22 protein-coding genes, 1 tRNA gene and 1 pseudogene are annotated in these 24,788 nt (G+C 65.6%); 13 read left to right on the plus strand and 11 right to left on the minus strand.

From position 1 onward, the window contains the following. Positions 1–47: 47 nt before the first annotated feature. The 3 genes from N0D28_RS04395 to N0D28_RS04405 all read right to left on the minus strand — a co-directional run bounded on the left by N0D28_RS04395 (position 48) and on the right by N0D28_RS04405 (position 2,684). Entirely contained in the window at positions 48–1,043 is a 996-nt protein-coding gene (locus N0D28_RS04395; RefSeq protein WP_260561166.1) for a CAP domain-containing protein, read from the minus strand. A gap of 310 nt (positions 1,044–1,353) precedes the next feature. Beyond that, positions 1,354–1,806, minus strand: a complete 453-nt coding sequence (locus N0D28_RS04400; RefSeq protein ID WP_260561167.1) for a hypothetical protein — start codon at positions 1,804–1,806, stop codon at positions 1,354–1,356. A 92-nt stretch (positions 1,807–1,898) separates the two neighbouring features. Beyond that, the gene (locus tag N0D28_RS04405; RefSeq protein WP_260561834.1) at positions 1,899–2,684 is read right to left on the minus strand and encodes a PSP1 domain-containing protein; all 786 of its coding nucleotides are present in this window, start codon (positions 2,682–2,684) and stop codon (positions 1,899–1,901) included. A gap of 219 nt (positions 2,685–2,903) precedes the next feature. On the opposite strand from N0D28_RS04405, the gene kynA reads away from it, so the two are divergent. After that, positions 2,904–3,764 carry a tryptophan 2,3-dioxygenase gene (kynA, locus tag N0D28_RS04410; RefSeq protein ID WP_260561168.1) on the plus strand — a complete coding sequence of 287 codons (861 nt, stop codon included), beginning with the start codon at positions 2,904–2,906 and terminating at the stop codon, positions 3,762–3,764. 30 nt (positions 3,765–3,794) lie between these two features. Here the strand turns inward: kynA and N0D28_RS04415 are convergent, their stop codons facing one another. The 3 genes from N0D28_RS04415 to pyrR are packed head-to-tail and all read right to left on the minus strand — an operon-like array spanning position 3,795 to position 6,593. Further along, positions 3,795–5,057 carry a dihydroorotase gene (locus N0D28_RS04415; RefSeq protein ID WP_260561169.1) on the minus strand — a complete coding sequence of 421 codons (1,263 nt, stop codon included), beginning with the start codon at positions 5,055–5,057 and terminating at the stop codon, positions 3,795–3,797. Between the two features lie 40 nt (positions 5,058–5,097). After that, on the minus strand, positions 5,098–6,045 hold the full coding sequence (locus N0D28_RS04420; protein ID WP_260561170.1) for an aspartate carbamoyltransferase catalytic subunit: 948 nt from the start codon (positions 6,043–6,045) through the stop codon (positions 5,098–5,100). Continuing rightward, positions 6,042–6,593: a bifunctional pyr operon transcriptional regulator/uracil phosphoribosyltransferase PyrR gene (gene pyrR, locus N0D28_RS04425; RefSeq protein ID WP_260561171.1), complete on the minus strand. Its 552-nt coding sequence runs from the start codon at positions 6,591–6,593 to the stop codon at positions 6,042–6,044. The genes N0D28_RS04420 and pyrR overlap by 4 nt, the downstream gene beginning before the upstream one ends. Positions 6,594–7,138: 545 nt before the next feature. On the opposite strand from pyrR, the gene N0D28_RS04430 reads away from it, so the two are divergent. After that, positions 7,139–9,220 carry an ABC-F family ATP-binding cassette domain-containing protein gene (locus N0D28_RS04430; protein WP_260561172.1) on the plus strand — a complete coding sequence of 694 codons (2,082 nt, stop codon included), beginning with the start codon at positions 7,139–7,141 and terminating at the stop codon, positions 9,218–9,220. Between the two features lie 93 nt (positions 9,221–9,313). Here N0D28_RS04430 and rpsT read toward each other — a convergent pair whose 3' ends face one another. Next, entirely contained in the window at positions 9,314–9,595 is a 282-nt protein-coding gene (gene rpsT / locus N0D28_RS04435) for a 30S ribosomal protein S20 (protein WP_260561173.1), read from the minus strand. Positions 9,596–9,794: 199 nt separating this feature from the next. On the opposite strand from rpsT, the gene N0D28_RS04440 reads away from it, so the two are divergent. The 3 genes from N0D28_RS04440 to N0D28_RS04450 all read left to right on the plus strand — a co-directional run bounded on the left by N0D28_RS04440 (position 9,795) and on the right by N0D28_RS04450 (position 11,355). Beyond that, on the plus strand, positions 9,795–10,373 hold the full coding sequence (locus N0D28_RS04440; RefSeq protein WP_260561174.1) for a RecX family transcriptional regulator: 579 nt from the start codon (positions 9,795–9,797) through the stop codon (positions 10,371–10,373). A gap of 113 nt (positions 10,374–10,486) precedes the next feature. Continuing rightward, a tRNA-Pro gene (locus N0D28_RS04445) sits at positions 10,487–10,563 on the plus strand. Positions 10,564–10,641: 78 nt separating this feature from the next. Then, positions 10,642–11,355: a metallophosphoesterase gene (locus N0D28_RS04450; RefSeq protein WP_260561175.1), complete on the plus strand. Its 714-nt coding sequence runs from the start codon at positions 10,642–10,644 to the stop codon at positions 11,353–11,355. A gap of 18 nt (positions 11,356–11,373) precedes the next feature. Here N0D28_RS04450 and N0D28_RS04455 read toward each other — a convergent pair whose 3' ends face one another. Next, positions 11,374–12,048, minus strand: coding sequence for a spermidine synthase (locus N0D28_RS04455; protein ID WP_260561176.1), 675 nt, complete (start codon positions 12,046–12,048; stop codon positions 11,374–11,376). After that, positions 12,045–12,914, minus strand: a complete 870-nt coding sequence (locus tag N0D28_RS04460; RefSeq protein ID WP_260561177.1) for a prephenate dehydratase — start codon at positions 12,912–12,914, stop codon at positions 12,045–12,047. Before N0D28_RS04460 ends, N0D28_RS04455 begins: the two co-directional genes overlap by 4 nt. Before the next feature lie 56 nt (positions 12,915–12,970). Between N0D28_RS04460 and N0D28_RS04465 the strand changes: the two genes are divergently transcribed. The 6 genes and pseudogenes from N0D28_RS04465 to odhB all read left to right on the plus strand — a co-directional run bounded on the left by N0D28_RS04465 (position 12,971) and on the right by odhB (position 20,945). Next, positions 12,971–14,407, plus strand: a complete 1,437-nt coding sequence (locus N0D28_RS04465) for an amidase family protein (RefSeq protein WP_260561178.1) — start codon at positions 12,971–12,973, stop codon at positions 14,405–14,407. Between the two features lie 73 nt (positions 14,408–14,480). Continuing rightward, on the plus strand, positions 14,481–15,011 hold the full coding sequence (locus tag N0D28_RS04470) for a YqgE/AlgH family protein (protein ID WP_260561179.1): 531 nt from the start codon (positions 14,481–14,483) through the stop codon (positions 15,009–15,011). Positions 15,012–15,108: 97 nt separating this feature from the next. Continuing rightward, entirely contained in the window at positions 15,109–15,510 is a 402-nt protein-coding gene (locus tag N0D28_RS04475) for a MerR family transcriptional regulator (RefSeq protein ID WP_260561180.1), read from the plus strand. A 98-nt stretch (positions 15,511–15,608) separates the two neighbouring features. After that, a pseudogene (locus tag N0D28_RS04480) lies at positions 15,609–16,498 on the plus strand (aldo/keto reductase). Between the two features lie 145 nt (positions 16,499–16,643). Then, positions 16,644–19,502: a 2-oxoglutarate dehydrogenase E1 component gene (locus N0D28_RS04485; RefSeq protein ID WP_260561181.1), complete on the plus strand. Its 2,859-nt coding sequence runs from the start codon at positions 16,644–16,646 to the stop codon at positions 19,500–19,502. 144 nt (positions 19,503–19,646) lie between these two features. Then, positions 19,647–20,945, plus strand: coding sequence for a 2-oxoglutarate dehydrogenase complex dihydrolipoyllysine-residue succinyltransferase (gene odhB, locus N0D28_RS04490; RefSeq protein WP_260561182.1), 1,299 nt, complete (start codon positions 19,647–19,649; stop codon positions 20,943–20,945). A 178-nt stretch (positions 20,946–21,123) separates the two neighbouring features. On the opposite strand, the gene N0D28_RS04495 is transcribed toward odhB, so the two are convergent. After that, positions 21,124–21,828 carry a hypothetical protein gene (locus N0D28_RS04495; protein WP_260561183.1) on the minus strand — a complete coding sequence of 235 codons (705 nt, stop codon included), beginning with the start codon at positions 21,826–21,828 and terminating at the stop codon, positions 21,124–21,126. A gap of 53 nt (positions 21,829–21,881) precedes the next feature. After that, a complete protein-coding gene (locus tag N0D28_RS04500) occupies positions 21,882–23,177 on the minus strand; it encodes a GH39 family glycosyl hydrolase (RefSeq protein ID WP_260561184.1) in 1,296 nt (431 codons plus the stop codon). A gap of 97 nt (positions 23,178–23,274) precedes the next feature. On the opposite strand from N0D28_RS04500, the gene N0D28_RS04505 reads away from it, so the two are divergent. Together N0D28_RS04505 and N0D28_RS04510 are read left to right on the plus strand one after the other, a co-directional pair. Next, the gene (locus N0D28_RS04505) at positions 23,275–23,634 is read left to right on the plus strand and encodes a PadR family transcriptional regulator (RefSeq protein ID WP_260561185.1); all 360 of its coding nucleotides are present in this window, start codon (positions 23,275–23,277) and stop codon (positions 23,632–23,634) included. Continuing rightward, positions 23,631–24,737 (plus strand): permease prefix domain 1-containing protein, encoded by a 1,107-nt coding sequence (locus tag N0D28_RS04510; protein ID WP_260561186.1) that lies wholly within the window; start codon positions 23,631–23,633, stop codon positions 24,735–24,737. Before N0D28_RS04505 ends, N0D28_RS04510 begins: the two co-directional genes overlap by 4 nt. Positions 24,738–24,788 lie beyond the last annotated feature (51 nt).

Raw genomic sequence — 24,788 nt, forward strand, 5'->3', positions numbered from 1 at the left:
GCCAGCAACCCGACGCTGGCGGCCCTCTTCTTTGGGTCTTCCAGCGTTTAGCGCGGTGTGCCGAAGTCCTGCACCCAGTATTTGCCGTAAGTGCCGCCCTCAGCGTAGCCCACGCCAAGTTCCTTGAGCGAGGCGTTGAGGATGTTCTTGCAGTGGCCGGTGCTGGCAATCCAGCTGGCGACGACCTCGGCGGGTGTCTGCTGCCCGGCGGCGATGTTCTCGGCCAGAGAGCGCCAGAGATAGCCTGCTGCCGTGATGCGCTGATCGAAGGTGCGCCCATCAGGGTTGGTGTGATCGAAAAAGTTCCTGGCGGCCATGTCGGCGGCGTGGGCCTGGGCCGAGGTCGCCAGCAGCGCGTTCCAGCTCAGCGCCGGGGCCGGGGCGTAGGCCACGCCGCCGCAACTGCCGCCCTGGGCGCGCGCCTGGTTGGTAAGCCGCAGTACCTCCGCCGCGAAGCCGCTGCTGGCGACGGGCTGGGGGGTGGGAACGGGCATAGGTGTTGGGGTTGGTAGCGGTGTCGGTATGGGCACAGGCGTTGGAATAGGTGTAGGAGTCGGTGCGGGGATGGGAGCTGGGGCTTGTGTAGGTGCGGGCGCAGGCAGGTTTACGGAAGCGGGGGGCGACGGGTCGGCCTGAACCTCCACACTCAGGGCAAGGCTCCGCTCCGGGTGGGCCGTGTCGGTGATCTGCACACGGACCTGGCCCGCCTTGTGGGCGCTCAGTACGCCGCTTTCCGTCACCGAAACGATGCCCACGTCGCTGCTCTGCCACGTCAGGCGGCCTGAGGCTGGCACCTGGCCGCCCATCGTGGGCGTCAGCTGGCGGCTCTCGCCCACGTGCAGGCTCAGCGACGTGGGCAGGCTGGTGGTGTCGAGGTTTGGGTCAGGAGTGGCGGGCGCTGAGGTAATGGGTGCGGGCGCTGGGGCCGCGTCGTGCTTGCCCGGCAGGTCACCGGAACTGGGCAGCGTGAGATTCTGTGATCCGCAGGCGTTCAGCAGGAGTGCTGCCGTTGCCAGTAGACAGGTCCGTTTTAAAGCGTTCACCGACATACGCTATTTAAGCATCTAGAAACTTTCAGAGCCATGACAACCACCCCAGAAAAATCTGACTTTGGGCGATCATTAAAATTAGTCTGACAGATTTCTAACAGATTGACTGTTGGAAGAGGAGAAATCGGTTTTTTCTTTCAAGGGATTTGAACTCGATCCGCAGTGTGACCTGCGCCCTTTAGAGTCTGGAAGGGTGCGTCCAGTTTATTGGGTTTGGTGTGTCACAGCACACTAAAATCGGCGGACGTGTGAGTAAGAGATGCACTGTCGCGCCAGATTTTTGTGGGTGTTTCGTTGATGTTCTTCAGGCCTTGAGGCCGTTGCTGCCCTGTAAGGTGCGCTCCACCGTCTCGGTAACCTCAGTCTCGAAGCGGTGCAGGTGCTCGCGCAGGCGGCTCAGTTCCACGCCGTCGAGGTCGGGCAGCCACAACACGCTGCGGCCCAGCACGGCGAAGGCCACCTTGTCCTCGTCGTCCTCGTCCTCGACGGGATCGAGCATCAGGGTGCCGTAATCGAGGCCTTGGTTCATCAGGTTCATGCCCATCAGGACCTCGGCGATGGCGTCTTCCTCGACGTAGAGATCGAGGTCGAGGTGCAGTCTCACCAGCACACCGCCCTGCTCGTCGGCCTCGGCATAGAGGGTCACCCTTGAATCGCCGTCTTGCACCAGCGCGCCGTCGTCCATCATCTCCACGCTCAGCCCGCTGCCCTTCAGGGACGCCACGATGCGGTGCAGCTCAGTCAAGTTGCGGGTCATGGCGCGGAGTATAGCGCCTGACTTGCAGTGCGATTGGGCGCGTGAAAACCGTTCAGCAAGGGTCTTCGCGCTGCCTTTTTTGAGGGCGGGGTTCAGTCGTTGCTGCTCCCCGATTGGCTGCCCTGCGCTGCGTCCTTGGCAGGTCTCAGGGCCGACACCGGCACGCCCTGCATATAGCCTGCGCCCGCCTCACCCAGCACGTCCACGCTGGCCGTCAGCGGATGAAGCTTGACCACCTTGCCGCAGGCCCCCGACTCGGTGTGGCACACGCGGGCATTCTTGCGCGGCAACTCCTTGAGCAGTTCGACATACTGGGTGTGTTCGTACTGGAGGCAGCACAGCAGGCGGCCACACGGCCCGCTGAGTTTTTCGGGATTGAGCGGCAACTGCTGGTCGCGGGCCATGCGGATGCTGACCGGGGCGAATTCCTGAAGATGGTTAGATGAGCAGTTCTCGCGCCCGCAGGCCCCCAGCGCGCCGATGATCTGGGCCTGCTCGCGTGGGCCGATGGCGACGAAGTTGACCCTGGCGCGGGTCTGATCGCGCATGTCCTGAATCAGCGGGCCGAGTTCGAGCCGCTCCTCGGCGCTGTAACTGACCGTCACCAGCGCGCCGTCGAGGGTAAATTCGACGGCCACCACCTTGACCGGCAGCTTGCGGTCACGGGCGCGGGCGCGCAGCAACCACTTGAGGTCCTCGCCCTCTTTTTCCAGCCGCTGCCAGTCGGCCAGGTCTGCTGGGCCAGCGGCGCGCAGGATCATGCCGTAGCGCCCGCTGCCTTCCGGTTCGGCCTCGCCGCGCACGGTCGCGACCTCGGGGCCGCGTTTGCCCTGCACCACCACCCGGTCGCCCACCACATGAACTTCTTCGGTGAGCATCGGGTGGAGCTTGGGGCTGCGTTCAAAACGAATCGGCTGAATCCACACGTTGCACTCAAGATGGCACGGTTGGGCGGCGGGCGTGGGGGGGCGGGTCACGAAAGAGGCCGCAGGGCCGGGGCGTAGACTGAATTTCAAACGCTGGCAACGCCGAACCAAACCTGACGGAGAGACAATGGTGCTCTCCAGCAACGCGCCGAGAACTTCTGGAGACTCCCCATGCCCGATGCAAACCCTGACCAACCCGACCCCGCCAACCCCGACTCGCCCGAACGCGCCTACAGCGACTTTACCCGCAGCCTGAATTACGGTGATTACCTGCGAATCGACACCCTGATGAGCGCCCACCAGCCGGTGACGCAGGCGCACGACGAGCACCTGTTTATCGCGGTGCATCACGTCTCGGAAGTCTGGCTCAACCTGATCGTGCAGGAGTTGCGGGCGGCCATGACGCTGCTCTCTGCTGGCGTGACCGACACGCCGCTGAAGATGCTCAGCCGGGTGGTGCGGGCCCAGGAGCAGATGACCAACGCCTGGGAAGTTCTCAAAACCATGACGCCCGCCGATTACCTGCAGTTTCGCAGCGCGTTCGGGCGGGCGTCGGGTTTTCAGTCGGCCCAGTACCGGATGATGGAATTTTTGCTGGGCAACCGCAACGCCATGCTGCTGCGCCCGCACCAGCACCGCCCCGACTTGTACGGTCCGCTGGAAGCTGTCCTGAACGCGCCGAGCTTGTATGATCTGGCCCTGCGCCTGCTCTCGGAGCGTGGGCTGGACATTCCGCCGAGCGTGCTGGAGCGCGACTTTGCCCAGCCTTACATTCAAGATGAAGCGGTGCTGGCTGCCTGGCTGACCGTTTACCGCGACCCTGAGCGTTACTGGGACGTGTATGAACTGGCTGAGAAGCTGATTGACGTGGAAGACAACTTCCGGCGCTGGCGATTTAACCACCTGACCACCGTGGAGCGCACCATCGGCTTCAAGACCGGCAGCGGCGGCACCAGCGGTGCGGGTTACCTGAGAAAAGCGCTGGATACGGTGCTGTTTCCTGAGCTGTGGCAGGTGCGAACGGAGCTGTAGGCGGGTTCAGATAGGTAGGGCGCTGCATGCTCAGGCCCGCTCGAACGCCACCTGACCACCCACCACTGTCAGCATCGGCCAGCCTCTCAAGTCCTGTCCCACCCAGGGGTTGAATTTGGCTTTGCTCTTGAAAGTGGCGGGGTCAACCGGGCGCACGGTGTTCAGATCAAGCAGGGTGAAGTCGGCAGGTTGCCCAGCTTCCAGGCTCGGTACGGGCCAGCCCAGCACGCGAGCCACGTCCACAGTCAACAGCTCCACGATTTTTGACAGGCCCAGTTCGGCCCCAAAGTTCGTCCACAGCAGCGGAAAGGCAATCTCGATGTAGGCGATGCCCGACGGTGCTTGCAGCAAATCGAGTTCCTTCTCGGCGCGGGTGTGCGGGGCGTGGTCGGTGGCGAGGCAGTCCACACTGCCGTCTTTGAGACCCGCCAGCAAAGCCTGGGCGTCGCTCTGGGTTCGCAGCGGCGGCGCGACTTTGTAGACCGCGTCAAAGCTCCGCAGCGCCTCGTCGGTGAGCAGCAGGTGGTGGGGGCAAACCTCGCAGGTGATGTTGACGCCCTGCGTTTTGGCGGCCTTGACCAGCTCCAGGGCGCGGGCGGTGGAGAGGTGCTGGATGTGCAGCCGCCCACCGGTCATGCGGCAGATTTCGATGTCGCGGGCGATGCGGGCCGCTTCCGCCGCTGCCGGATTGCCGGGCAGCCCCAGCGCCTCGCTGACTGGCCCCTCGTTCATGACGCCGCCCGCCCGCAGGCCCGCGTCCTCGGCGTGCACGCTGACTACCTTGCCCAGCGAGTGCGCGTATTCCAGCCCCAGCCGCAGCGTGCGGGCGTTCTCGTTGGTGCGTCCATCGTCGGTGAACACGGCGGCTCCGGCTTCGGCCAGCAGCGCGAGTTCGGCCAGTTGCTCGCCGTCTTGCCCCCGCGTCAGGGCGGCGGCGGGGCGCAGGCGGGCAAAACCGAGCGCGGCGGCCTTGTCGATCAGGGCGCGGACGATGGCGGGGTCGTCCACCACGGGCGCGGTGTTGGGCATAGACACCACCGTGCCGTAACCGCCCGCCGCCGCCGCTGCCAGGCCCGAAGCGAGGTCTTCTTTCTGCTCCTGCCCCGGCTCGCGCAGGTGGGCGTGGGGCTCGATGAAGGCGGGCACGATGGTCGCGCCGTTGCCGTCCAGGGTTTGACCTTCTTCTGGTAAGTTCCAACCTTTAATCAGGCCGTTTTCTATGGTCAGGCTTTCAGATGTGTCGGAGGTTGGGCGGCGGATGTTGGTGATGGTGAGGGTGTTGTACTGGGTCATAAGTGGCCTCCGCGAGCCTGAAACGTTGGAAAAAGGAGCCTCACGCCCGCCCCACCAGCAAGTGATACAGCGTGCTCATCCGCACTGCCTGCCCATTTTCCACCTGCGCCAGAATGCGGCTGCGCGGGCCATCGGCGGTGTCGGAGCTGATCTCCACGTCCCGGTTCATCGGTCCCGGATGCAGCACTACCGCTTCATTCGGCGCGAAGGCCAGCAACTCCTCGTTGACCTGATACACCCGCGCGTAGTCCTGCAAGCTGCCCACGTACCCGGCGTCCATGCGCTCTTGCTGGAGCCGCAGCGCCATCACCGCGTCGGCATTCCTGACGGCCTCGCGGGGGTCGGTGGTCAGCGTGACGCCCTCGGCAGCCAGTTCGCGCGGCAGCAGGGTGGCGGGGCCGCACAGAATGACCTTCGCGCCCAGCTTGGGCAAGAGTTCGGCGTTGCTGCGGGCCACCCGCGAGTGACGCACGTCACCGATAATCGCCACCGTCTTGCCTTCCAGCGTGCCGAACTCGCGCCGGATGGTGTAGGCGTCCAGGAGGGCCTGGGTGGGGTGCGCCCGCCGCCCGTCGCCCGCGTTGATGACCGGCTTGCCGCTGTAGCGGGCCACCAGATGCGCTGCCCCCGCCGCCTGATGGCGCACCACGAAGGCGTCCACCTTGTAGGCGGTCAGCACCTCGATGGTGTCGCGGATGCTCTCGCCCTTGCTCACGCTGCTCGCGCCCGCCGCGAAACTCACCACGTCGGCGCTCATCCGCCTGGCCGCCAGCTCAAAGCTGATGCGGGTGCGGGTGGAATTCTCGAAGAAGACGGTGCAGACGGTCAGGCCTTGCAGCGCTGGAACCTTCTTCACGGGTCGGTCCAGCACCTGCATCATGGTGTCGGCGTTGTCCAGCAGGGCAGTGAGGCGCTCTACGCTCCAGTCCTGAAAGTCCAGCAGATGTCTGGGCCTGCGGGCTGCTGGCTGAAGGGCGGCAGCGGTCATTGTTCCGCCTTCAATTCGTCCAGGTCCCACAGTTCCACGCCGTCCACACCGTCGGTCTCGGTCAGTTTCACCTTGACCATCTCGCTCTTGGCTGTCGGCAGGTTCTTGCCCACGTAGTCGGCCCGGATCGGCAATTCGCGGTGGCCCCGGTCCACCAGCACGGCGAGTTGAATGCCTTCAGGGCGGCCCAGGTCAATCAAAGCGTCCAGTGCGGCCCGGACGGTGCGCCCGGTGTACAGCACGTCGTCCACCAGGACCACGCGGCGTCGGGCCAGATCAAACGGCACTTCGGTTTCGCGGATGATCGGCTGCTTGGCAATCTCGCTGAGGTCGTCGCGGTAGAGGGTGATGTCCAGGCGGCCCAGCGGTACGGCCACGCCTTCGAGTTCCTGCAACTTGGCAGCGAGGCGGGCAGCAATCGGAATGCCCCGCGTGTGAATGCCAATCAGCGCCAGGTTCTCGGCTCCCTTGTTTCGCTCCAGAATCTCGTGCGCGATGCGGGTGAGCGCCCGGCGCATCTCGTCGGCACTGAGGATGGAGGCTTTCATGCGCTGCCCCTGTGATGTCGGCAAAAAAATGGGCCGTCCAGAGGGATCTGGCGGCAGGTCTTGAATGGAGAACGGTGTTTCATCTGGCTCCTTTTGGGCCTCACGGGGCCGCGTTAAAAGTGCGTTGTGGTCGTTTGATGGATTGTGGGCGGCGCTGAAGGCCGCTCAGCAGCATAGCGCAGAAGCGGGCACTCGGCGAGAGGAGACTTCTGAAAGCTGCGCCACGTTGGATAGCCGCCCACCGTCAGCATCACGGCGAAGTCCGGCAAGACCGTGAGCGCCGAAATCGGCACCGACGCCCACAGGTACACTGCCTGAGCTTTCGCTCCGGGCTTTCTTCTCGTAAACTGCCCTCCGAATCTGGGGACAGTTTCCTGTTGTGGGCTTTTGGCATGTCAAGGCCAGGCCGCTCCCTCTCGCTCCTTGCGGGAGAAGGGCGCTGCGAAGCAGCAGGGTAAAGGGACGACGCAGCGATGAAGCCGCTCTATGGGTTTCCGGCTCCTGGCCCACAGCTCACCGCTTTCTCCCGCGCTAGCCTGCTGGCCGTGACTTCCCGTTCCAGCCAGACCCTCCTCGCCGCCGAAGATGTGCGGGTGATTTACGGCGATCAGCTGGTGCTCGGGGCGGTCTCGGTGCAGGTGTCCGGCGGCGAACGGCTGGCCTTGCTGGGCCGCAACGGCGCGGGCAAGACCACCTTGCTGCGCGTTTTGTCGGGCGAGCGCCGCCCGGACGACGGCTCGGTGTGGCGCGTAGACGGGCTGCGGCTGGCGGTCCTCGATCAGCAGCCGATCTACCGTGCGGGAGTGACAGTGCGCGAGCTGCAAGACACCGTCAATCCTTACCTCGCCGTGCTGGCCGAGTTGCGCGAGCTGGAAGACGATCTGTCGGACCCGGCCCGCCTGGAGCGCTGGACAGCCTTGCAGCACCGCCTGGAAGACGCCGACGCCTACGCCTGGCCTGCCCGCGCCGCCCGCGTTCTGGCGATGCTCGATCTGACCCGCCTGCTGGGGCGCGAGGCGGTGACCCTGAGCGGCGGCGAGACCACCCGGCTGAGTCTGGCCCTGGCCCTGCTGCGCGAACCGGACGCGCTGCTGCTCGACGAGCCGACCAACCACCTCGACATCCGCATGCGCGAGTGGCTGGAAAACTGGCTCACCGGCTTTCGCGGCGCACTCATCCTGACCAGCCATGACCGCGAATTCTTGGACAGAGTGGCGACCCGTAGCCTGTGGATCGAGGGGGGCGAGGCCACGCCCTACCCAGGCGGCTACACTCGCGCCCGCGAGCTGCGTGACCAGGAGCGCCGCGCCCAGGGTAAGGCGGCCCGCCTCAGCCGCCGCGAGGCGCAGCGGCTGGAGGGCAGCGCCGAGCGGCTCGACGTGTGGGGCCGCCGCTCGCGCTCAGTCAAGAGCCGGGCTTCGAGGGTTGAACTCATCGACGCCCCGCAGCCCGAACGCGCCCTCAAGATGCGGTTGCTGGCGGGTCAGGCCCGCGCCCGGCTGCTGCTGTGGGCTGAGCATGTGACGCGCAGTTACGCGGGCAAGCGGGTGCTGGACAACGTGGGCCTCAAGCTGCGCCAGGGTGACCGGGTGGCCTTGATGGGTGCGAACGGCACTGGCAAGACCACCCTGCTCAAGCTGCTCTCCGGCGAGTTGCAGCCGGACGCGGCCCCGGCGGGCGAGGCCCAGGGCGTTTTGCGGCTCGCGCCCGGCGTCACGCTGGCGAGCCTGGACCAGACCTGGCACGGCCTCGACCCCGATCAGGCCCTGCACGCCCAGTTCGAGGAGCGTTTCGGCAACCGCGCCGGGGCTTTGCTGGGCCGGGCCGGGTTTTCCAGCACCGACTGGCCCAAGTCGCCGCGTGAGCTGTCGGGTGGTGAGCGGGCGCGGGCGGGCCTGGCCCTGGTGAGTGCGCTGCGCGCCGATCTGCTCTTGCTCGACGAACCCACCAACCACCTGGACGTGGAAGCCCTTGAAGCGCTGGAGGCCGCCGTCCATGCCTACGGCGGCGCAGTGGTCATCGTCACCCATGACCGCCGCTTTGCCCGCGAGGTCAGCAACCGGCTGTGGGTCGTCGAGGATTCGCAACTGAAGGAGGTGGAGGGCTGGGGCAGCCGCGTCACCCTCGACCCGGCCCGCAGCCTGGAGGGCGATCCGCCGCCGCCCCCGCCGCCGCCCGGCCCCCGCGAACGCCTGCGCCTCACTGAGCTGAGATTGCTGGCCATCGACACCGAACTCAACACCGTGCTGACCCAACGCGAGGAGGGAAGACTGCGCTCAGAGCGCTGGCGCTTGCGTGTTGAGCTACTGGGTCTTTACGCCGAGGTCTACGCCGCGCCGCAATTTGACAATGAGGTGCGAGAAAAGCATCTGCGGGTGCGGGCGCAGCGCTTCGAGGGCGGCGGGATGTTCTGGGCTGCCCGTGACGAGTCGTGCGGGCACTTCGCCTGGGACGGCCATACCCTGCGCCTGATGGGTCCGGCTCCCGCCTGGTACGCCGCCGACCTGCTGGGCGGCACGCTGCGTATTCTGTTCGAGCACTGGAACGTGGGCCGGGTGGAGCTTGGCGAGGGCGGGAAGGTGCTGAATCGGCGGCGCTATTTCGAGTTGATTGGAATGGTGGGCTGAGCGGCACCCGGTCAACGCGTCAACCAGTCAATAAAGTACCCAGCCAATAAAAAAGCCCACCCCGAGAGGTGAGCTGGAAGTTTAAGAGGTGTCTTACTGAGCGTTCTGCGCGGCGTTGGCCCGGTTGATGGCCTTGGCCAGGCGGCTCTTTCTGCGGGCGGCGGTGTTCTTGTGCATGGTGCTGCCCTTGGCGGCCTTGTCGAGCAGGCTCTCGGCCTTGCGCTGCAACTCGGCGGCGTCGGGGGCGCTCGCAGTGGCGGCGACCATGGCCTTTTTGGTAAAGGTCTTGATGGTGCTCTTGCGGCTGCGGTTGATCATGCGACGCTTCAGGCTCTGACGGTGGCGCTTCTGGGCAGACTTGTGACGTAAAGCCATGTTGATTCTCTCTTTCCTCGCGACTTGCGAAGCGGTTCCGGTACAGCTCTATTCGGAACTCGGGGCGTCGGGGGCAGTGTCTCTGCCGTAGCCCGCGCACATGCCAGGACTGCTGGGTCATGACATGCTGTACCTCCATAAAGGCAACTTTGAAAGTTTACACGCTCGCCCTTCGGCGTGCAAGGGCTAGCATGGGCAGGTGCGTCGACCCCGCAAGTTCCCTCTGACGGACTCCGCCCCAGACGCCGAGCAGCGGCCCGTGCGGGAAAAGACGCCCGACGAGCAGCGCGCCGCCCTGATGGAGTACGCCCTGCGCGCCCTCTCGCAGCGCTCGCTCAGCGCCGCCGAACTGCGCGGCAAGCTGGGCAGGCGCAGCGAGGACGAGGACCACATCCAGCAGGTGCTTGACCGCCTGACTGAGCTGCGTTACCTCGACGATGCCCAGGTGGCACGCGCCGAAAACCAGCGCCGGGGCGTCGGGGCCTACCGGGTACGCCAACGCCTCAAGCAGCGTGGCGTGGACGAGGAACTGATTCAGGAAACCTTGCAGGCCCGCGACCCCGACGAGGAGGTGACACAGGCCCTGGAGCTGCTCACGCGCCGACTGAGTAGCCTCCAGCGCGGCAGCAACCCCAGGGCCAAGGCCTACGGTCTGCTGGCCCGGCGCGGCTACGGCGGCGACGTGATCCGCCGGGCGCTGGAGGGGATGAACTGGACTGCCGCTGCCGGGGAGGACGAAACCTGGCCAGTCGACGGTGGGTTGGGCGAGGACGAATAGAGGAGGCGAATAGACTTTTCTCAGCTTGACACCTTTTCGGCGCGCCGTTAGACTACCTTCCGCACGAAAGCCGGGCCGGGTCAAGTTTGGGTTCAGTGAGTAGGCGCGTGGTTCGGGGCGTAGCGCAGCCTGGTAGCGCACGTCGTTCGGGACGACGGGGTCGGAGGTTCGAATCCTCTCGCCCCGACCACATGAAGAGCCTTCCCGGCACTGGGGAGGCTTTTTTAAATGGCACCCGGTAGATATTGTGGTTTTCTCTGGAGTCTGTATGCGCGTATTTGCCATCGCCGATCTGCATCTGGCCTTCTCGGTGCCCAAGCCGATGACGGTTTTCGGGCCGCAGTGGGCGGGCCATCCGCAGGCCATCTTCGAGCGCTGGCATGAGGAAGTGCGCCCCGGCGATCTGGTGCTGCTGCCGGGTGATCTGTCGTGGGCCATGCGCCTACCTGAAGCGCTGGCCGATCTGATGCACGTGGCCGACTTGCCTGGCCAGAAAGTTCTGCTGCGCGGCAACCACGATTACTGGTGGCCCACCATCAGCCGTCTGCGCGCCGCCCTGCCGCCCGGCATGTTCGCGGTGCAAAACGACGCCCTGCGCTTCGGCGAACCCGGCCAGCCCAATGTGGTGGTCTGCGGCACGCGCGGCTGGCTGACCCCCGGCTCGGAAGCGTTCGGCCCCGAGGACGCCCGGATCTACGCCCGCGAGGCCGAGCGGTTGCGCCTCTCGCTGGAAGCGGCCCGCACACTTACCGACGACACCACCCAGACCCTGCTGATGCTGCACTACCCGCCCACTGGCCCGCAGTTTGCCGCTAGCGCCTTTACCGACCTGATCGACGAGTACCGTCCGGATCAGGTGCTCTATGGCCATCTGCACGGCCTGCCCATCGAGCGCAGCTTGAAGCACTGGCACGGTATCCCGGCGCATCTGGTGGCGGCGGACGTGCTGAAGTTCAGGCCGAAATTGATTCTGGAGACGTAAGGCCGCTGCGCTCAGGTGTCAGGTCCGCCGCGCCAGCCAGATGGTGTGCCGCGCGCCCTTGCCGGGGCGGGCGCGGGCCGTTTTTTCTTCCACCTGATAACCCGCCTCGCGCAACCTGCGGGTAAATCGGGTGTTCTTTTCCGCCGACCAGATCGCCAGCACGCCGCCGGGCCGCAGCGCCCGCCAGGTCGCCGCCAGGCCCGAGAGTGAGTAGAGCTGCTCATTTTCGGGGTGGGTCATGGCGTCGGGGCCGTTGTCCACGTCGAGCAGCACAGCGTCGTAGGTGCTGACCTGCGAGCGGATCAGCGCCCCCACGTCGCCGAGATGCACCCGGCTGCGCGGGTCGCTGAGCGGCTGTCCGGCGCATTCGCCCAGCGGCCCTTTATTCCACTCGACGACGCCCGGCACCAGTTCGGCCACCGTCACCTGGGCGTCGGGGCCGAGGGTGGCCAGTGCCGCCGCCAGGGTAAAGCCCATACCCAGGCCGCCGATCAGCACACTGGCATCCTGGCCGCGCAGATGCTGGCAGCCCCATTCGGCCAGCAGGTCCTCCGAGAAGTGCAGGCGGCTGTTCATCAGTTCGCTGACGTAGCCGGAAATCTGAATCGAGAACTCGTCGCCGCGCCGGGACAGCACCAGGCTGTCGGGGCTGCCGGGAATCGCCGCGCGCCCGATCTGGACCAGCGGGGTCACGGCTCAATCGGTGAGCGCGACATCGGGTAGCTGCCGATGATCTTGGCGAAGCTGGCCTTGCGCAGCAGACCGCCGAGCGCCGCAGAGATCTCAGGGTCGTCGGCGTTGCCCTCGAAATCAATGTGCATCAGGTAGCTCCAGGCCTGGTCCTTGCGCGGGCGCGAGACGATGCTCGACATGTTCAGGCCGCGCAACTGGTTGAGGGTATCCATCAGCGCGCCGGGCGTGTGGCGCACCGCGAAGACGAGGCTGGTCTTGTACGGCTCGGTGCTGGGCAGCCCCTCACGGTGCGAGAGGACCAGAAAGCGGGTGAAGTTGAACGGCTCGTCCTCGATGTTGTTTTGCAGCACCTCCAGCCCGTAGATGTCGGCGGCGCGGGCCGACGCGATCACGCCCTCGTCGCGTGCGCCGCGCGCTGCCAGGTCCTTGGCGCTGCCCGCCGTGTCGTGGGCGGCCACCGGGGTCAGGTGGTGCTTGTGGAGGAAGGTGGTGCATTGGTCGAGTGCCGGTTGCTGCGAGTAGACCCGCTTCACGTCGGAGAGCGGCACGCCCGGCAGGGCCATCAAGGCGTGCGAGACCCGCACCACCACCTCGCCGACCACGTGCAGATCGGTGTCCACCAGCAGATCGATGGCCTGCAAAATAGACCCCATCAAGCTGTTCTCGACGGGCAGCACGCCCAGATCGGCGCGCCCGCTGCTGACCGCCTCGATGACCTCGTGAAAGGTGGCGTAGCCGTGCGCTGAGGCTTCCGGCACGGTGTTGAGCGCGGCGATCTCGCTGAACGCGCCGGGGTTGCCCTGATAGGCCACCTTGACAGCGCTCTCCGGGCGGGGCAGCAGGTCTTCGGGCAAGCTCATGGTCATGCCCTGAAGCGTAGCGCAGAGCCGGGGCGAAGGGGGCCGTGCGCTAGGCTGGGGACATGCCTGACCTCCTGCCCGACCCCGCTTTGCTCGAACTGGACGCCACCGACCTGATTGCTGCCGTCGCTGCTGGGCGGGCGAGCGCCGCCGACGCTGCCCGGTTGTATCTCGCGCGCATCGAGGCCCGCAACCCGGTTCTGCACGCCGTCATCACGGTCAACCCGCAGGCGCTTGAGGAGGCCGGGGCGCTGGACCAACTGCCGCCGGATCAGCGCGGGCCGCTGCACGGCCTGCCCCTGCTGATCAAGGACAACATCGACGTGGCAGGCCTGCCCACGACGGCGGGCAGCGCTTTGATGGCCGGGCATCTGCCGGGGGCCGACGCGCCGCTGGTGGCCCGGCTGCGGGCGGCGGGCGCGGTGGTGCTGGGCAAGGCCAACATGACCGAGTGGGCCAATTTCATGACGGTGGAGATGCCCAACGGCTACTCTTCACGCGGTGGACAGACCATCAATCCCTGGCAGGTGGGGGCCGATACCGGCGGCAGCAGTTCCGGCAGCGGCGCGGCAGTGGCGGCCCGCCTCGCGCCGGCTGCCATCGGTACCGAGACCAGCGGCAGCATCCTCTCGCCCGCCCACCAGAACGGCGTCATCGGCCACAAGCCGACGGTGGGACTGATTCCGCGCGTCGGGGTGGTGCCGATTTCGCCCACCCAGGACACCGCCGGGCCGCTGACCCGCACCGCCCGTGACGCGGCCCTGCTCTCGGGCGTGATGGCTGGGCCGGACGCGGCGGACCCGGCCACCGCCGCAGCCACATCCCAGGTCACCTCAAGTCAGGGTTTCGGGTTGCAACCCGACGCCCTGCGGGGCGCAAAGATCGGTGTGGTGCGTGGCGGTTTCTGGAAACACCTCACGTCCGAGCAATGTGAACGGCTGGACGCGGCCCTCACCGTCCTGAAGGCAGGCGGGGCCGAGCTGACGGATGTGGAGATAGAAAGTGAGCCGGAGCTGCGCACCGCCGGATTCGAGGTGCTGCTCTACGAATTCAAGCCCGCGCTCAATGCCTACCTCGCGGGCGTCACCGAGGGGCCGGGCAGTCTGGAGGCCGTGATCGCGGCGTCCGACGCCGACCCGCAGCGGCTCCAGCGTCACGGCATGCTGATTCTGCAAGCGGCCCAGGCCACGCGCGGCGACCTCTCCGAGCGTGCCTACGAGGAGGCCAGGGCGCGCGACCTCGATCTGGCCGGAGCGCGCGGCCTGCTGCCTCTCTTCTCGGGCTGTGAGGCGCTGATCTTTCCTGGCTATAGCGGCTACGCGCCCGCCGCCAAGCTGGGGCTGCCGAGCGTCAACGTGCCGATTGGCCTGGCGGCTGGAAAGCCCACCGGCCTGCAACTGTGCGGCCCGGCCTGGAGCGACGCCCGGCTGCTCAGTCTCGCTGCCGATCTGCATGCCCGGCTGGGCGGTTTCGTGGCGGCCCCTGAGCCGCAACATTAAAGCGGCCCGGTAAACATTCAGAAGGTGAGGGCGTTCCGTGCCGGGGCCGGGGCACGGCGGGTATCCTGCGGCCATGACGCTCAGTCTTCTGGTGGCCACGCCGCGACTGGCGGGCAGTGTTTTCGAGCGCGGGGTGCTGCTGATGATCGAAGACCAGGGCGGCGCGCTCGGTCTGCTGATCAACCGCCCGTCAGTCGTCCGGGTGGGTGAGCTTTTGCCGGAAACGGGCGAGGCGGCCTCGGCGCTCCCGGTCTACTCGGGTGGTCCGGTGGAGCGCAGCGCCGGGTGGTGTCTGTATCAGGCGGCAGTGGGCCAGGCCGAGGAACTCCAGCTCACGCCGGAGCTGTGGCTCTCGCGCGATCAGGGCGTGCTGGGCCGCTTACTGGCTGGGCCGCAGCGCTTTTATCTGCTGCTCGGCTACGCGGGCTGGTCGCCGGGCCAGCTCGAGCGCGAGGAGCAGGCTGGAAGCTGGCTGTGGGGCGAAATCACCGACGACGACCTCGCAGAGCTGCTGTGGCACACCTCCGACGAGCAGAAGTGGCCTGCCGCCCTCAAGTTGCTCGGCACCCCGCCGGGGAACGTGGTGGGCGGCGCACAGGCTTAGAAACGGTCAGGAGGCCAGAGAGACGCACTGGCCCCGAATGTTTCTACCCCTCGGCCTCCCTTGACTTTGAGCGCACTCGAAGGACTAGGCTGAACCCATGCCCTCCGCCACGCTCACTCCATCCGTTCAGGGGCCAATGCTCAGCATCGGGGAGGTGGCCGCCAGGCTGGGCGTCAGTGTCCATACCCTGCGCTACTACGAGCGGGCCGGACTTCTCGATGTGCCGCGTCAGGAGAGCGGCGTGCGGCGCTACAGCGGGCGCGAGGTGGAGCTGCTGCGCTTCTTGCTGGCGCTGCGGGCCACCGGGATGCCGATTGCCCTGATCCGCCGCTATATCGGTCTGGCCCGCCTGGGCGAAGTCAGCGAGACGGAACGCCGCGCCCTGCTGGTGCAGCACCGGGAAGACGTGCTGGCCCGCATGAGGGCACTTAAGACCGACCTGGGAGCCATTGAGCGCAAGATCGAGTTGTACGACCAGAACCACAAGGAGCCGAGATGACCGCAGAAACGACAAGCACAGAAAAGACGGGCATGGAACAGATCAAACTGGGAAGTCAGGGCCTGAGCGTGAGCCGCCTGGGACTGGGCTGCATGGGCATGAGCCAGTCTTACGGCGAGGCCGACGAGGCTGAGAGTTTGCGGGTTTTTCGGGCGGCGCTGGACGCGGGCCTGACCTTTTTTGACACCGCCGACATGTACGGCGTGGGCAAAAACGAGGAGCTGGTGGGCCGGGCGCTGGGTAAGGTCCGCAGTCAGGTCGTCATTGCCACCAAGTTTGCCCTGATGCGCGGCCCCAACGGGGAAATGCTGGGGATCAACGGGCGGCCCGAGTACGTGCATTCAGCGGTGGACGCCAGCCTCAAGCGCCTGAACACCGATTACATCGACCTGTATTACCAGCACCGGGTTGACCCCAATGTGCCGATTGAGGACACCGTGGGCGCGATGGCTGAACTGGTGCAGGCGGGCAAGGTGCGCTACCTGGGCCTGTCGGAAGCCACCCCGAGCAGATTCGCCGGGCGCACAAGGTTCACCCGATCACCGCCCTGCAATCCGAGTACAGCTTGTGGAACCGTGAGCCGGAAGAGGAAGTGCTGCCCACCGTGCGCGAACTCGGCATCGGCTTCGTGCCGTACAGCCCGCTGGGGCGCGGCTTCCTGACCGGAGAACTCAAGTCGCCAGCCGACTTTGGCGAGGGCGATTTCCGCCGCAACAATCCGCGTTTTCAGGGCGAGAACTTCCAGAAGAACCTCAAACTGGTGGCCGCCGTGCAGCAGCTGGCCCAGCACAAGGGCGTCAGCACCGCCCAACTGGCGCTGGCCTGGGTGTTGGCCCAGGGCCACGACCTCGCGCCGATTCCCGGTACCAAGCGCGTCAAGTACCTCACAGATAACATCGCGGCGCTGGACGTGACACTGAGCGAGGCTGATCTCAAGCAGCTGGCCGAGATCGCGCCGGTGGGTGCGGCGGCAGGAGCGCGGTACTGAACCCAGGTTGACTGGATTTGGGCTGAACTGGGTCGGCAGCTGTCCGTATCACCCGCTGGGTGAAGGTGCAGTCAGTTGAGTGGCGGCAAATGAGAGCTTGAACCGCAGCCGCCGGGCGCGTGGGGGGGTATGCTGGAGGGCGCTTATGGACGACTCCCAACATGCAACGGTGATGTACGGCGGCAACGCGGCCTTCGTGGAAGCGCTGTACGAAACCTACCTCACTGACCCGGCCAGCGTGGACAGCGACTGGCGCTCGTATTTCGACGAGGTGCGCTCCGGCGTGGCCGAAACCGCCCACAGCGCCGTGCAGCAGCGCTTTTACGAGCTGGGCCGCCACCGTCTGCAACTCGCTGCGCCGCAGGCCACCGCCGTGCCCGGCGACCAGAACCTCAGCGCCGCGCAGCAGGCGGCTGGCGCACTCATCAGCGCCTACCGGGTCTACGGCCACATCAGCGCTGCCAAGAACCCGCTGACCATCCGCCCGCCCGCCGTGGTGCCGGAACTCACGCCCGAGTACTACGGCCTGAGCCTTCAGGACTTGCAGACCCCGGTGCGCGAGGGCCACTTCAGCGGCACTCTGGCGCAGATCATTGGTCAGCTCGATCAGAGTTACTGCGGCGCAATCGGCTTCGAGTTCTCTTACCTGCCGTCGAGCGAGCGCGAGTGGTTTCAGCAGCGCATCGAGGCGTCCAAGGGCCGGGGCAGCTACACCACCGAGCAAAAAAAGCGCATCTACGCCAAGCTCAATGCTGCCGAGGGCCTGGAGAAGTACCTCCACCAGCGCTACGTGGGCCAGAAGCGCTTCTCGCTGGAAGGCGGCGAGAGCTTCATTCCGCTGATGGACGCGCTGATTCAGGGTGGCGGCAGCGTCGGCATCAAGGAAACCGTCATCGGCATGGCCCACCGGGGCCGTCTCAACGTGCTGGTCAACATCTTCGGCAAGAAGCCTGCCGACCTCTTCGACGAGTTCGAGGGCAAGAAAGTGCTGTCCGACGACCCCGATGTGGCGGGCGACGTGAAGTACCACATGGGCTATTCCAGCGACGTGCGCACCGGCGGCGGCCCGATGCACCTGGCGCTGGCCTTCAACCCCTCACACCTGGAAATCGTCTCGCCGGTGGTGCACGGCAGTGTGCGTGCCCGTCAGGACCACCGCGACGACACCGAGCGCAAGCAGGTGCTGCCGATCACCATTCACGGTGACGCGGCGGTATCGGGGCAGGGCGTGGTCATGGAAACCCTCAACCTCTCGCGCCTGCGCGGGTTCTCGACGGGCGGGGCCATCCGCATCGTCATCAATAACCAGATCGGTTTCACCATCTCCGACCCGCGCGACACCCGCAGCAGCCGGTACTGCACCGATATCGCCAAGATCGCCAACGCCCCGGTGATGCACGTCAACGGCGACGACCCCGAGGCGGTGGTATTTGCCGGAGAGCTGGCGCTGGCCTACCGTCAGGAGTTCGGTAAGGACGTGTTTGTGGACCTGATCTGCTTCCGGCGGCATGGCCACAACGAGGGCGACGATCCCACCATGACCCAGCCGATCATGTACCGCGAGATCAAGGTGCATCCCGGCACGCGGGCGCTGTATGCCAAGTCGCTGGAAAAGGAAGGGGTGCTGAAGGCCGGTGAGGAAGCCGATCTGGTCACGGCCTTCCGCGATAAGCTCGACACGGGCGCGTCGGTGGTCACTGAGGTCGCCAACGAGGAGCAGAGCAAGCTGGCCATCAACTGGAGCCGCCACATTGGCACCCACTGGACCGAGGATGCCGAGACCAAAGTCGGCGCTGAGCGGATCGCGGCGCTGGGTGAGGCGCTGACGGCCCTGCCTGAAGGCTTCGTGCCGCACCGCGCCGTCGAGCGGGTCTTGAAAAACCGCCTGGAGATGAGTCAGGGCCTGCAACCCCTCGACTGGGGCATGGGTGAAACGCTGGCCTACGCCACGCTGCTCGAAGACGGCTTCGACGTGCGCCTCGACGGGCAGGATTCCGGGCGCGGCACCTTCGTTCACCGCCACGCCGTGCTGCACGATCAGGCCGCCCAGGACGCCCAGAACGAGGAATACCTGTCACTGGCGCACCTGCCGGGAGTCAGTAGCCGCATTGAGGTGATCGACTCCACCTTGTCTGAAGAAGCGGTGCTGGCTTTCGAGTACGGCTACTCGACCAGCGCGCCCGAAGCATTGGTCATCTGGGAAGCGCAGTTCGGCGACTTCGCCAACGGTGCTCAGGCCGTCATCGACCAGTTCATCAGCGCGGGCGAGAGCAAGTGGCAGCGGCTGAGCGCCCTGACGTTGCTGCTGCCGCACGGCTACGAGGGTCAGGGTCCGGAGCACAGCTCGGCCCGGCTGGAGCGCTACCTGCAACTCTGCGCCCAGAAGAACATGCAGGTGGTGGTGCCGTCGAGCGCCGCACAGATTTTCCACCTGCTGCGCCGTCAGGTGATCCGCAGCTACCGCAAGCCGCTGATCATCATGTCGCCCAAGAGCCTGCTGCGAAACAAGGCGGCCATGTCGCCCCTCTCCGACTTCACCGAGGGCCGCTTCTGGGAAGTGATCGGCGACGATACCCAGCCCGCCGCCCGCCGGGTGGTCATCAGCAGCGGCAAGCTGCACTGGGAACTCTCCGAGACCCGCCAGAAGGCCGAGAACGAGGGCAGGCCGCTGGACGTGGCGCTGGTTCGCCTGGAGCAGCTCTACCCCTTCCCCAGCCAGTACCTCGCCGAGGAACTCGCCAAATACCCCGGCGCGCAGGTGATCTGGGCGCAGGAGGAGCCGCAGAACCAGGGAGCCTGGCTGATGATCAGAGACGATCTGCAAGCGGCCATGCGGCCCGGCCAGTACCTCCACTACGCCGGACGCCCGCGCAGCGCCAGCACGGCGGTGGGCTACAAGCAACTGCATGACCGTGAGCAGGCCCGGCTCATTCAGGCAGCGCTGGGCAGCGACATCGAACCCGAGCAGACCCCGGTCAAGAAAGAAGCCACCCCGCAGTCGTAAGGCGCTGGGCGCTGCGGCCCCCGCCTGACGAGGTGGTGGGCCGTCGCGCCGCCATGTGGCCTGGGCGCGGTATGGTCTTTGCAGAGCTTTGCAATTTACAACGCAAGCTGGCCTTTGCACCTCCCCTTCATCCAAGGAGTTTTTATGCCCGAAATCAAAGTTCCCGTCTTCTCCGAATCGGTCAGCGAGGGCACCCTGCTTTCCTGGAGCAAAAAGCCCGGCGACGCCGTGACACGCGGCGACATCCTGGCCGAAATTGAGACCGACAAGGTGGTGCTGGAAGTCACCGCCCTGCAAGACGGCGTGCTGCAAAGCATTGCCAAGCAGGAGGGCGACACGGTGCTGAGCGAGGAAGTGCTGGGCGTGCTGGGCGAGGCGGGTTCGGCTCCGGCCCCCGCCGCTGACCGCGAGTCCGGCCCGATTGCCGGTGAGCAGAGCGCGGGCGGCACAGCCACCCAGCCCGACAGCCAACCCGCTGGTCAGGCGGCGGGTACGCTCGGCGGCACCGGCACCCTGCCGCCTGCTGCCCGCAAGATCGTGTCCGAGAACAATCTCGACGCCTCGCAGATCCAGGGCACCGGTCCCAAGGGCAATATCACCAAGCAGGACGCGGTGCTGGCGGCCCAGGTCGTAGCGGCCCAGGGTGGAGGAACGGATCAGGGACCGCAGGCGGCAGCCGAACCCGCCTCGGCGCGTGCCAGTGAAGCCAAAGCGCCCGCCCCGCAAAATGTTCCCTCCGGCCCCCGTGCCGAGCAGCGCGTGCCGATGACCCGTATCCGGCAGCGCATCGCCGAGCGCCTCAAGGAAGTGCAGAACACCGCCGCCATCCTGACCACCTTCAACGAGGTCAACATGCAGCCGAGCATGGACCTGCGCAAGAAGTACCAGGACCAGTTCGTGGCCAAGCACGGCGTCAAGCTCGGTTTCATGAGTCTGTTCGTGCGGGCGGCCACCGAGGCGCTCAAGTCCTTCCCGCTGGTCAACGCCTCGATTGACGGCAAGGACATCATCTACCACGGCTTCTACGACATCGGCATCGCGGTGGCTTCCGAGCGCGGACTGGTCGTGCCGATTCTGCGCGACACCGACGCCATGAATCTGGCCGACGTGGAAAAGGCCATCGCTGGATTTGCCCAGAAAGCCAAGGCGGGCAAGCTGACCATGGACGACATGTCGGGTGGCACCTTCAGCATCACCAACGGCGGCACCTTCGGCAGCATGATGAGCACGCCAATCATCAACCAGCCGCAGAGCGCCATTCTGGGCATGCACAACATCATCGAGCGTCCGATTGCCCAGAACGGTCAGGTCGTGATCGCCCCGATGATGTACCTGGCGCTGAGTTATGACCACCGCATCATCGACGGCAAGGAAGCCGTGCAGTTTCTGGTGCTGATCAAGAATCTGCTGGAAGACCCGGCGCGGATGCTGCTGGATTTGTAGGTTCTGAAGAGTCGAAGCCGCCAGCCGCCGGAAAGGGGCTGGCGGCTTGTTTGGTACGGAGCAGAGCATTTGCCGTAAAAGGTTGAGGGCTTTTATGACCGAATGGAGTCCACGCTAGAGCAGGTGGGAGTGGGCAGGCCCCATAGAAAGGAGTGCCGTTCTCATGGGCATGTGAGTGCTACTTCCTGACGCTCACGCTGTACGCCTGAAATGTCTCCTTGCTCAGCAACTTGTCGCCGCGCAGCACGCTCAAAGTCGCGCCGGGGTCGTCCAGCTTCAGGGCATAGGTGTAGCCGTTTCTGTTCCAGCGGTACTCGCTGCCGATGTGGCTGCCGCCAGTCAGATACGTGCCTGCCGTGCCGTCCCGGTTGCTGCTGCTGTAGGTCACTTTGCTCCCAGTTTCCCAGACGGTGATGCTGTGCCGGGCAGTGGCCCCGATGAAGGCCGCGTTCGGCTTGTAACGGCAACCAAATGTCCCGGCGGGCACCTTGAACCCATTGATATGCGTCATCCGGTAACCCGGATCATTGACGTTCTCGATGTTGCTGGAGTGAATGAAATACTGGGGTGAGTCGCTGACCTGCTGGCCCGCCGGGGTGAGCGCCGTGTAGATCTGCCCCGCGCCGGGGTCGGCTGGGCCGAGCTGATAGTTCTGCCAGGTGTGGCTGGGCCCGGTCCACTGCACCAGCCTGACCGGCTGGGGTTGATTGGTCATCTGGGCTGGCTGGACGACTGGCTGCGTCACCGCCAGCACCCGCCCTGGCGCGTCGCACCAGAAGGCGGCGGGCTGAGGGCCGTTCAAATTCAGGTACGACTTCATCTCGTAGCCCTGCGCGGAGGCGAGTGGGGCAGCGGCCAGCAGGGAGAGCCAGAGAAATTTCATGCCCTCAGCCTGAACCTGAAAACTGAAGGCGGCCTGACGAAAGGCCCAAGGCTTTACTGCTTTTTATAGACCAGCCGGGTCAGCGAGCGCGCGGGCAACTCCAGCGTGGCGGCCAGCGGCAGGCGGATCATGGGGTCCTCGTCGTCCACCGTCTTCTGGGTAAAGGTCTTGCCGCCGACGAGCTGGTAGCCCGGCAGCGCGGTGGTGAGTGGGTGCGGCTCGGTGGCGGTGTTGGTCACCAGCACGCTCAAGAGTGCACCGTCCTGCGCCGCGTGCGTCCACAGGGCCGGGTCGTCGCTGGTCATGGGCAGCCAGCTTCCGGTGAAGGCATGGAGTTGCTGGAAGGCGTAGAGGGTGGGCCTCGGGATGCCCGCCAGATCGACCAGGCCGTGCCCACCGGTGGCTTGCAGGGCGAAGTAGGCGGCCACGCTCGCGCCATTCTCGGCCAGTCTCACAGTGGCCTCGGCAGCCCACAGCGCGCCCACCTGATCGCTGAGGTGGCGCGGGCGGTTGCTGAAATACGACAGGCTGTACTCGGTGACGCCCAGCGGCGTGCGGCGGGTGTAGCCTTTCGGGTTGCTTTCGGGGCTGTCCATCAGCGCCCGGAAACGCTTCACGTCGCGGTCAATGACCGAGACACTGGCCAGGGCGTCGGCGTCACTGGACTGGCCGTCGGTGGGGTACTCGTGCCAGGTCAGCAAATCCACGATGTCGCCGCAGCCCTTCACGAACTCGCTCAGAAAGCGGACGGCCCCGTCGCCCGTGTTGGAGACGGCTGGCCCGGCGAATCTGGCCGCCGGGTCAACGTTCAAAATGGCCTGCCGCTGTGCCCGGAAGGTATCGCAGTAGCGCTGGGCCGTCCAGGTGGCGTCGCCCCGGTTGACCGAGTACAGGTCCGGCTCGTTGCCGATTTCCCAGTAGGCCACCTTGAGGCTTGCGGCCTGCGTGTCTTTGGCGGCCTGAGCAGCGTCCTCGGGTGCATTCTTGGCCCCCGGCTTGCCACCGAACACGCGGGTCTGCACCATCAGGGCGGGGGGTTCCTTGCCGGTGGTCAGGATTTCCAGGTTGGATTTGAGCGGCACCAGACTGGCGGCGTTCAGGTCGTTCTCGTCGCCCACGTTGCCGCCGGGAAAGCGCAGCAGGGTCGGGGCCACACTCCGCAGGTCTTTCTCGGCCTCGACCACAGGCATCCAGTTGCCGTAATTGAAGCCGCCGATCACGGTGGGTGGTAGCGGCGTGGCGGGGGCGGCACTGAGCGTCAGGGTGGCGGGCATGGCGGCGGCGGACCCAGCAATGGCAAAGCTGAGCGAGAGCATGAGGAGCGCGTGAACCTGAGTTTTGAGCGGCATGACTTCACTATAAGCAACGCCTTGCCTTGACATTTCGATTGCTGTAGACGATTGTATAGGAACACGATAGCGTAACACGATATCAGGAGGCCGACCCATGCCCAGATCTGCACCCGATTCACCCGAACCCAATCTGCTGCGCGGCCACCTTGATCTGATCTTGCTCAGCATCATCCAGGGGGAGCCGAAATACGGCCTGGAAATCAGCAAGCAGGCGCAGGAGCGCACGCAAGGTTACTTCGACCTGAAGGTGGGCAGCCTTTATCCGGCCCTGCACCGCCTGGAAAAGGCGGGCTTCGTGCGCGGCGAGTTTCGGAGTGCTCTGCGCAGCGGCAGCCCGGTGAAGGTCTATGCCCTGACCGAGAGCGGCGGCAGGGAGTTGGAAGCGCGGCGGCGGGAGTTTGAGATTTTCACGCAGCAACTCGGCAAGCTCTGGCAACTGGGAGGAGCGAAATGAACGCGAGCGAGCGGTATTTGAGAGCGGCCACGCGGGGCTTGTGGGGCCGTCAGAAGCGCGATTTGCGAACTGAGCTTGCAGGCCATCTGAATGAGCGGGTGGCCGAGTTCCGGCTGGGCGGCCTGAGTGTGGAGGAAGCCGAGCGCCGGACGCTGCACGAACTCGGCACGCCCGAGCGGGTCAGCGGCGGGATGCTGAGCGTGCACACCATTCCAGCGCTGGGCAAGGCGGGGGCGCTGAGCTTGCTGCTGGCGACGACGCTGCTCACCGCCTTGCCGCAGGGGCTGGCGCAGGTACAGAGTATCTACGGGAGTTTTCCAAATATCGGTCCTGCCAGTTACCTGAATTTTGAACAGCTGAAGGCGGCCATCGAGAAGGTGGGCGGGGAACTCAGCGGCAAACCAGACGACGCTTTTCTGACGGTGCCAGGTGCGCCGCGTCCCCAGTACCCGCTCAACACCATGAATTGGCCGGGAACGACATTGGTGCGGGAGAATAGAAGCTATCTCAACACCGACACGCTCATTGGTGGTCTGCTCAGCTCCGGCGCAGATTTACGGATCGTGGGTTGGAAAAATCCCACCCTGAGAGCGGGCAAAGCCAGTATCCAACTTGAGACGAATGATCAGCGGGTCGTGAGCAGTCTGTATGCCAGCACACTCAACGGCGACGCTGCTTTCGGCGGCGACGGCATCGCCCGGGGCTTTGCTTTGAACGCGTCGACCGGAAAGGAACTTGGGTTCACGGGACCATTCAAGAAAGGTGGCGTGTATGCGCTGGTGCTGCCGACGCTGAGCTACTGGACTTCGCAAGGATCGAGCAGTGGCCCGCAGGACGGCTATGTCATCCTGAGCAGCAGCGTCAACCAGGCTCAAGCAGGGAGCGTGGCGTTTCAGGTGAGTGACCCCAAGCAGCCGTTCAAGCTCTACGGGAATGTCAGAGATTTTCAGGCCGTGCTTGATCCCTACCGCACCATCGCCACCGCGCCAGTCGTTCACTGGGACGCTGCCCACCCCGCCCCAGCGTTGATTCTCGAACTCTCCGGCCACTCCGGAGGCGACGCCTACAAAGTGGTGTCGCCCACCTCCATACAGGCCAACTGAAGCGCAACGAAAAGAGGAGCCGTCCCAGTGGACGGCTCCTCTTTTCGTTGC

Source organism: Deinococcus rubellus, from assembly GCF_025244745.1.
GTDB lineage: Bacteria > Deinococcota > Deinococci > Deinococcales > Deinococcaceae > Deinococcus > Deinococcus rubellus.

Coding starts and splice junctions, on each gene's coding strand:
- N0D28_RS04405 (WP_260561834.1), bottom strand. CDS start 2,684: ATGCTCACCGAAGAAGTTCATGTGGTGGGCGACCGGGTGGTGGTGCAG.
- N0D28_RS04475 (WP_260561180.1), top strand. CDS start 15,109: ATGCCCTCCGCCACGCTCACTCCATCCGTTCAGGGGCCAATGCTCAGC.
- N0D28_RS04470 (WP_260561179.1), top strand. CDS start 14,481: ATGACGCTCAGTCTTCTGGTGGCCACGCCGCGACTGGCGGGCAGTGTT.
- N0D28_RS04450 (WP_260561175.1), top strand. CDS start 10,642: ATGCGCGTATTTGCCATCGCCGATCTGCATCTGGCCTTCTCGGTGCCC.
- N0D28_RS04505 (WP_260561185.1), top strand. CDS start 23,275: ATGCCCAGATCTGCACCCGATTCACCCGAACCCAATCTGCTGCGCGGC.
- N0D28_RS04420 (WP_260561170.1), bottom strand. CDS start 6,045: ATGACCGCTGCCGCCCTTCAGCCAGCAGCCCGCAGGCCCAGACATCTG.
- odhB (WP_260561182.1), top strand. CDS start 19,647: ATGCCCGAAATCAAAGTTCCCGTCTTCTCCGAATCGGTCAGCGAGGGC.
- N0D28_RS04500 (WP_260561184.1), bottom strand. CDS start 23,177: ATGCCGCTCAAAACTCAGGTTCACGCGCTCCTCATGCTCTCGCTCAGC.
- N0D28_RS04400 (WP_260561167.1), bottom strand. CDS start 1,806: ATGACCCGCAACTTGACTGAGCTGCACCGCATCGTGGCGTCCCTGAAG.
- kynA (WP_260561168.1), top strand. CDS start 2,904: ATGCCCGATGCAAACCCTGACCAACCCGACCCCGCCAACCCCGACTCG.
- N0D28_RS04510 (WP_260561186.1), top strand. CDS start 23,631: ATGAACGCGAGCGAGCGGTATTTGAGAGCGGCCACGCGGGGCTTGTGG.
- N0D28_RS04460 (WP_260561177.1), bottom strand. CDS start 12,914: ATGACCATGAGCTTGCCCGAAGACCTGCTGCCCCGCCCGGAGAGCGCT.
- pyrR (WP_260561171.1), bottom strand. CDS start 6,593: ATGAAAGCCTCCATCCTCAGTGCCGACGAGATGCGCCGGGCGCTCACC.
- N0D28_RS04485 (WP_260561181.1), top strand. CDS start 16,644: ATGGACGACTCCCAACATGCAACGGTGATGTACGGCGGCAACGCGGCC.
- N0D28_RS04465 (WP_260561178.1), top strand. CDS start 12,971: ATGCCTGACCTCCTGCCCGACCCCGCTTTGCTCGAACTGGACGCCACC.
- N0D28_RS04415 (WP_260561169.1), bottom strand. CDS start 5,057: ATGACCCAGTACAACACCCTCACCATCACCAACATCCGCCGCCCAACC.
- N0D28_RS04495 (WP_260561183.1), bottom strand. CDS start 21,828: ATGAAATTTCTCTGGCTCTCCCTGCTGGCCGCTGCCCCACTCGCCTCC.
- rpsT (WP_260561173.1), bottom strand. CDS start 9,595: ATGGCTTTACGTCACAAGTCTGCCCAGAAGCGCCACCGTCAGAGCCTG.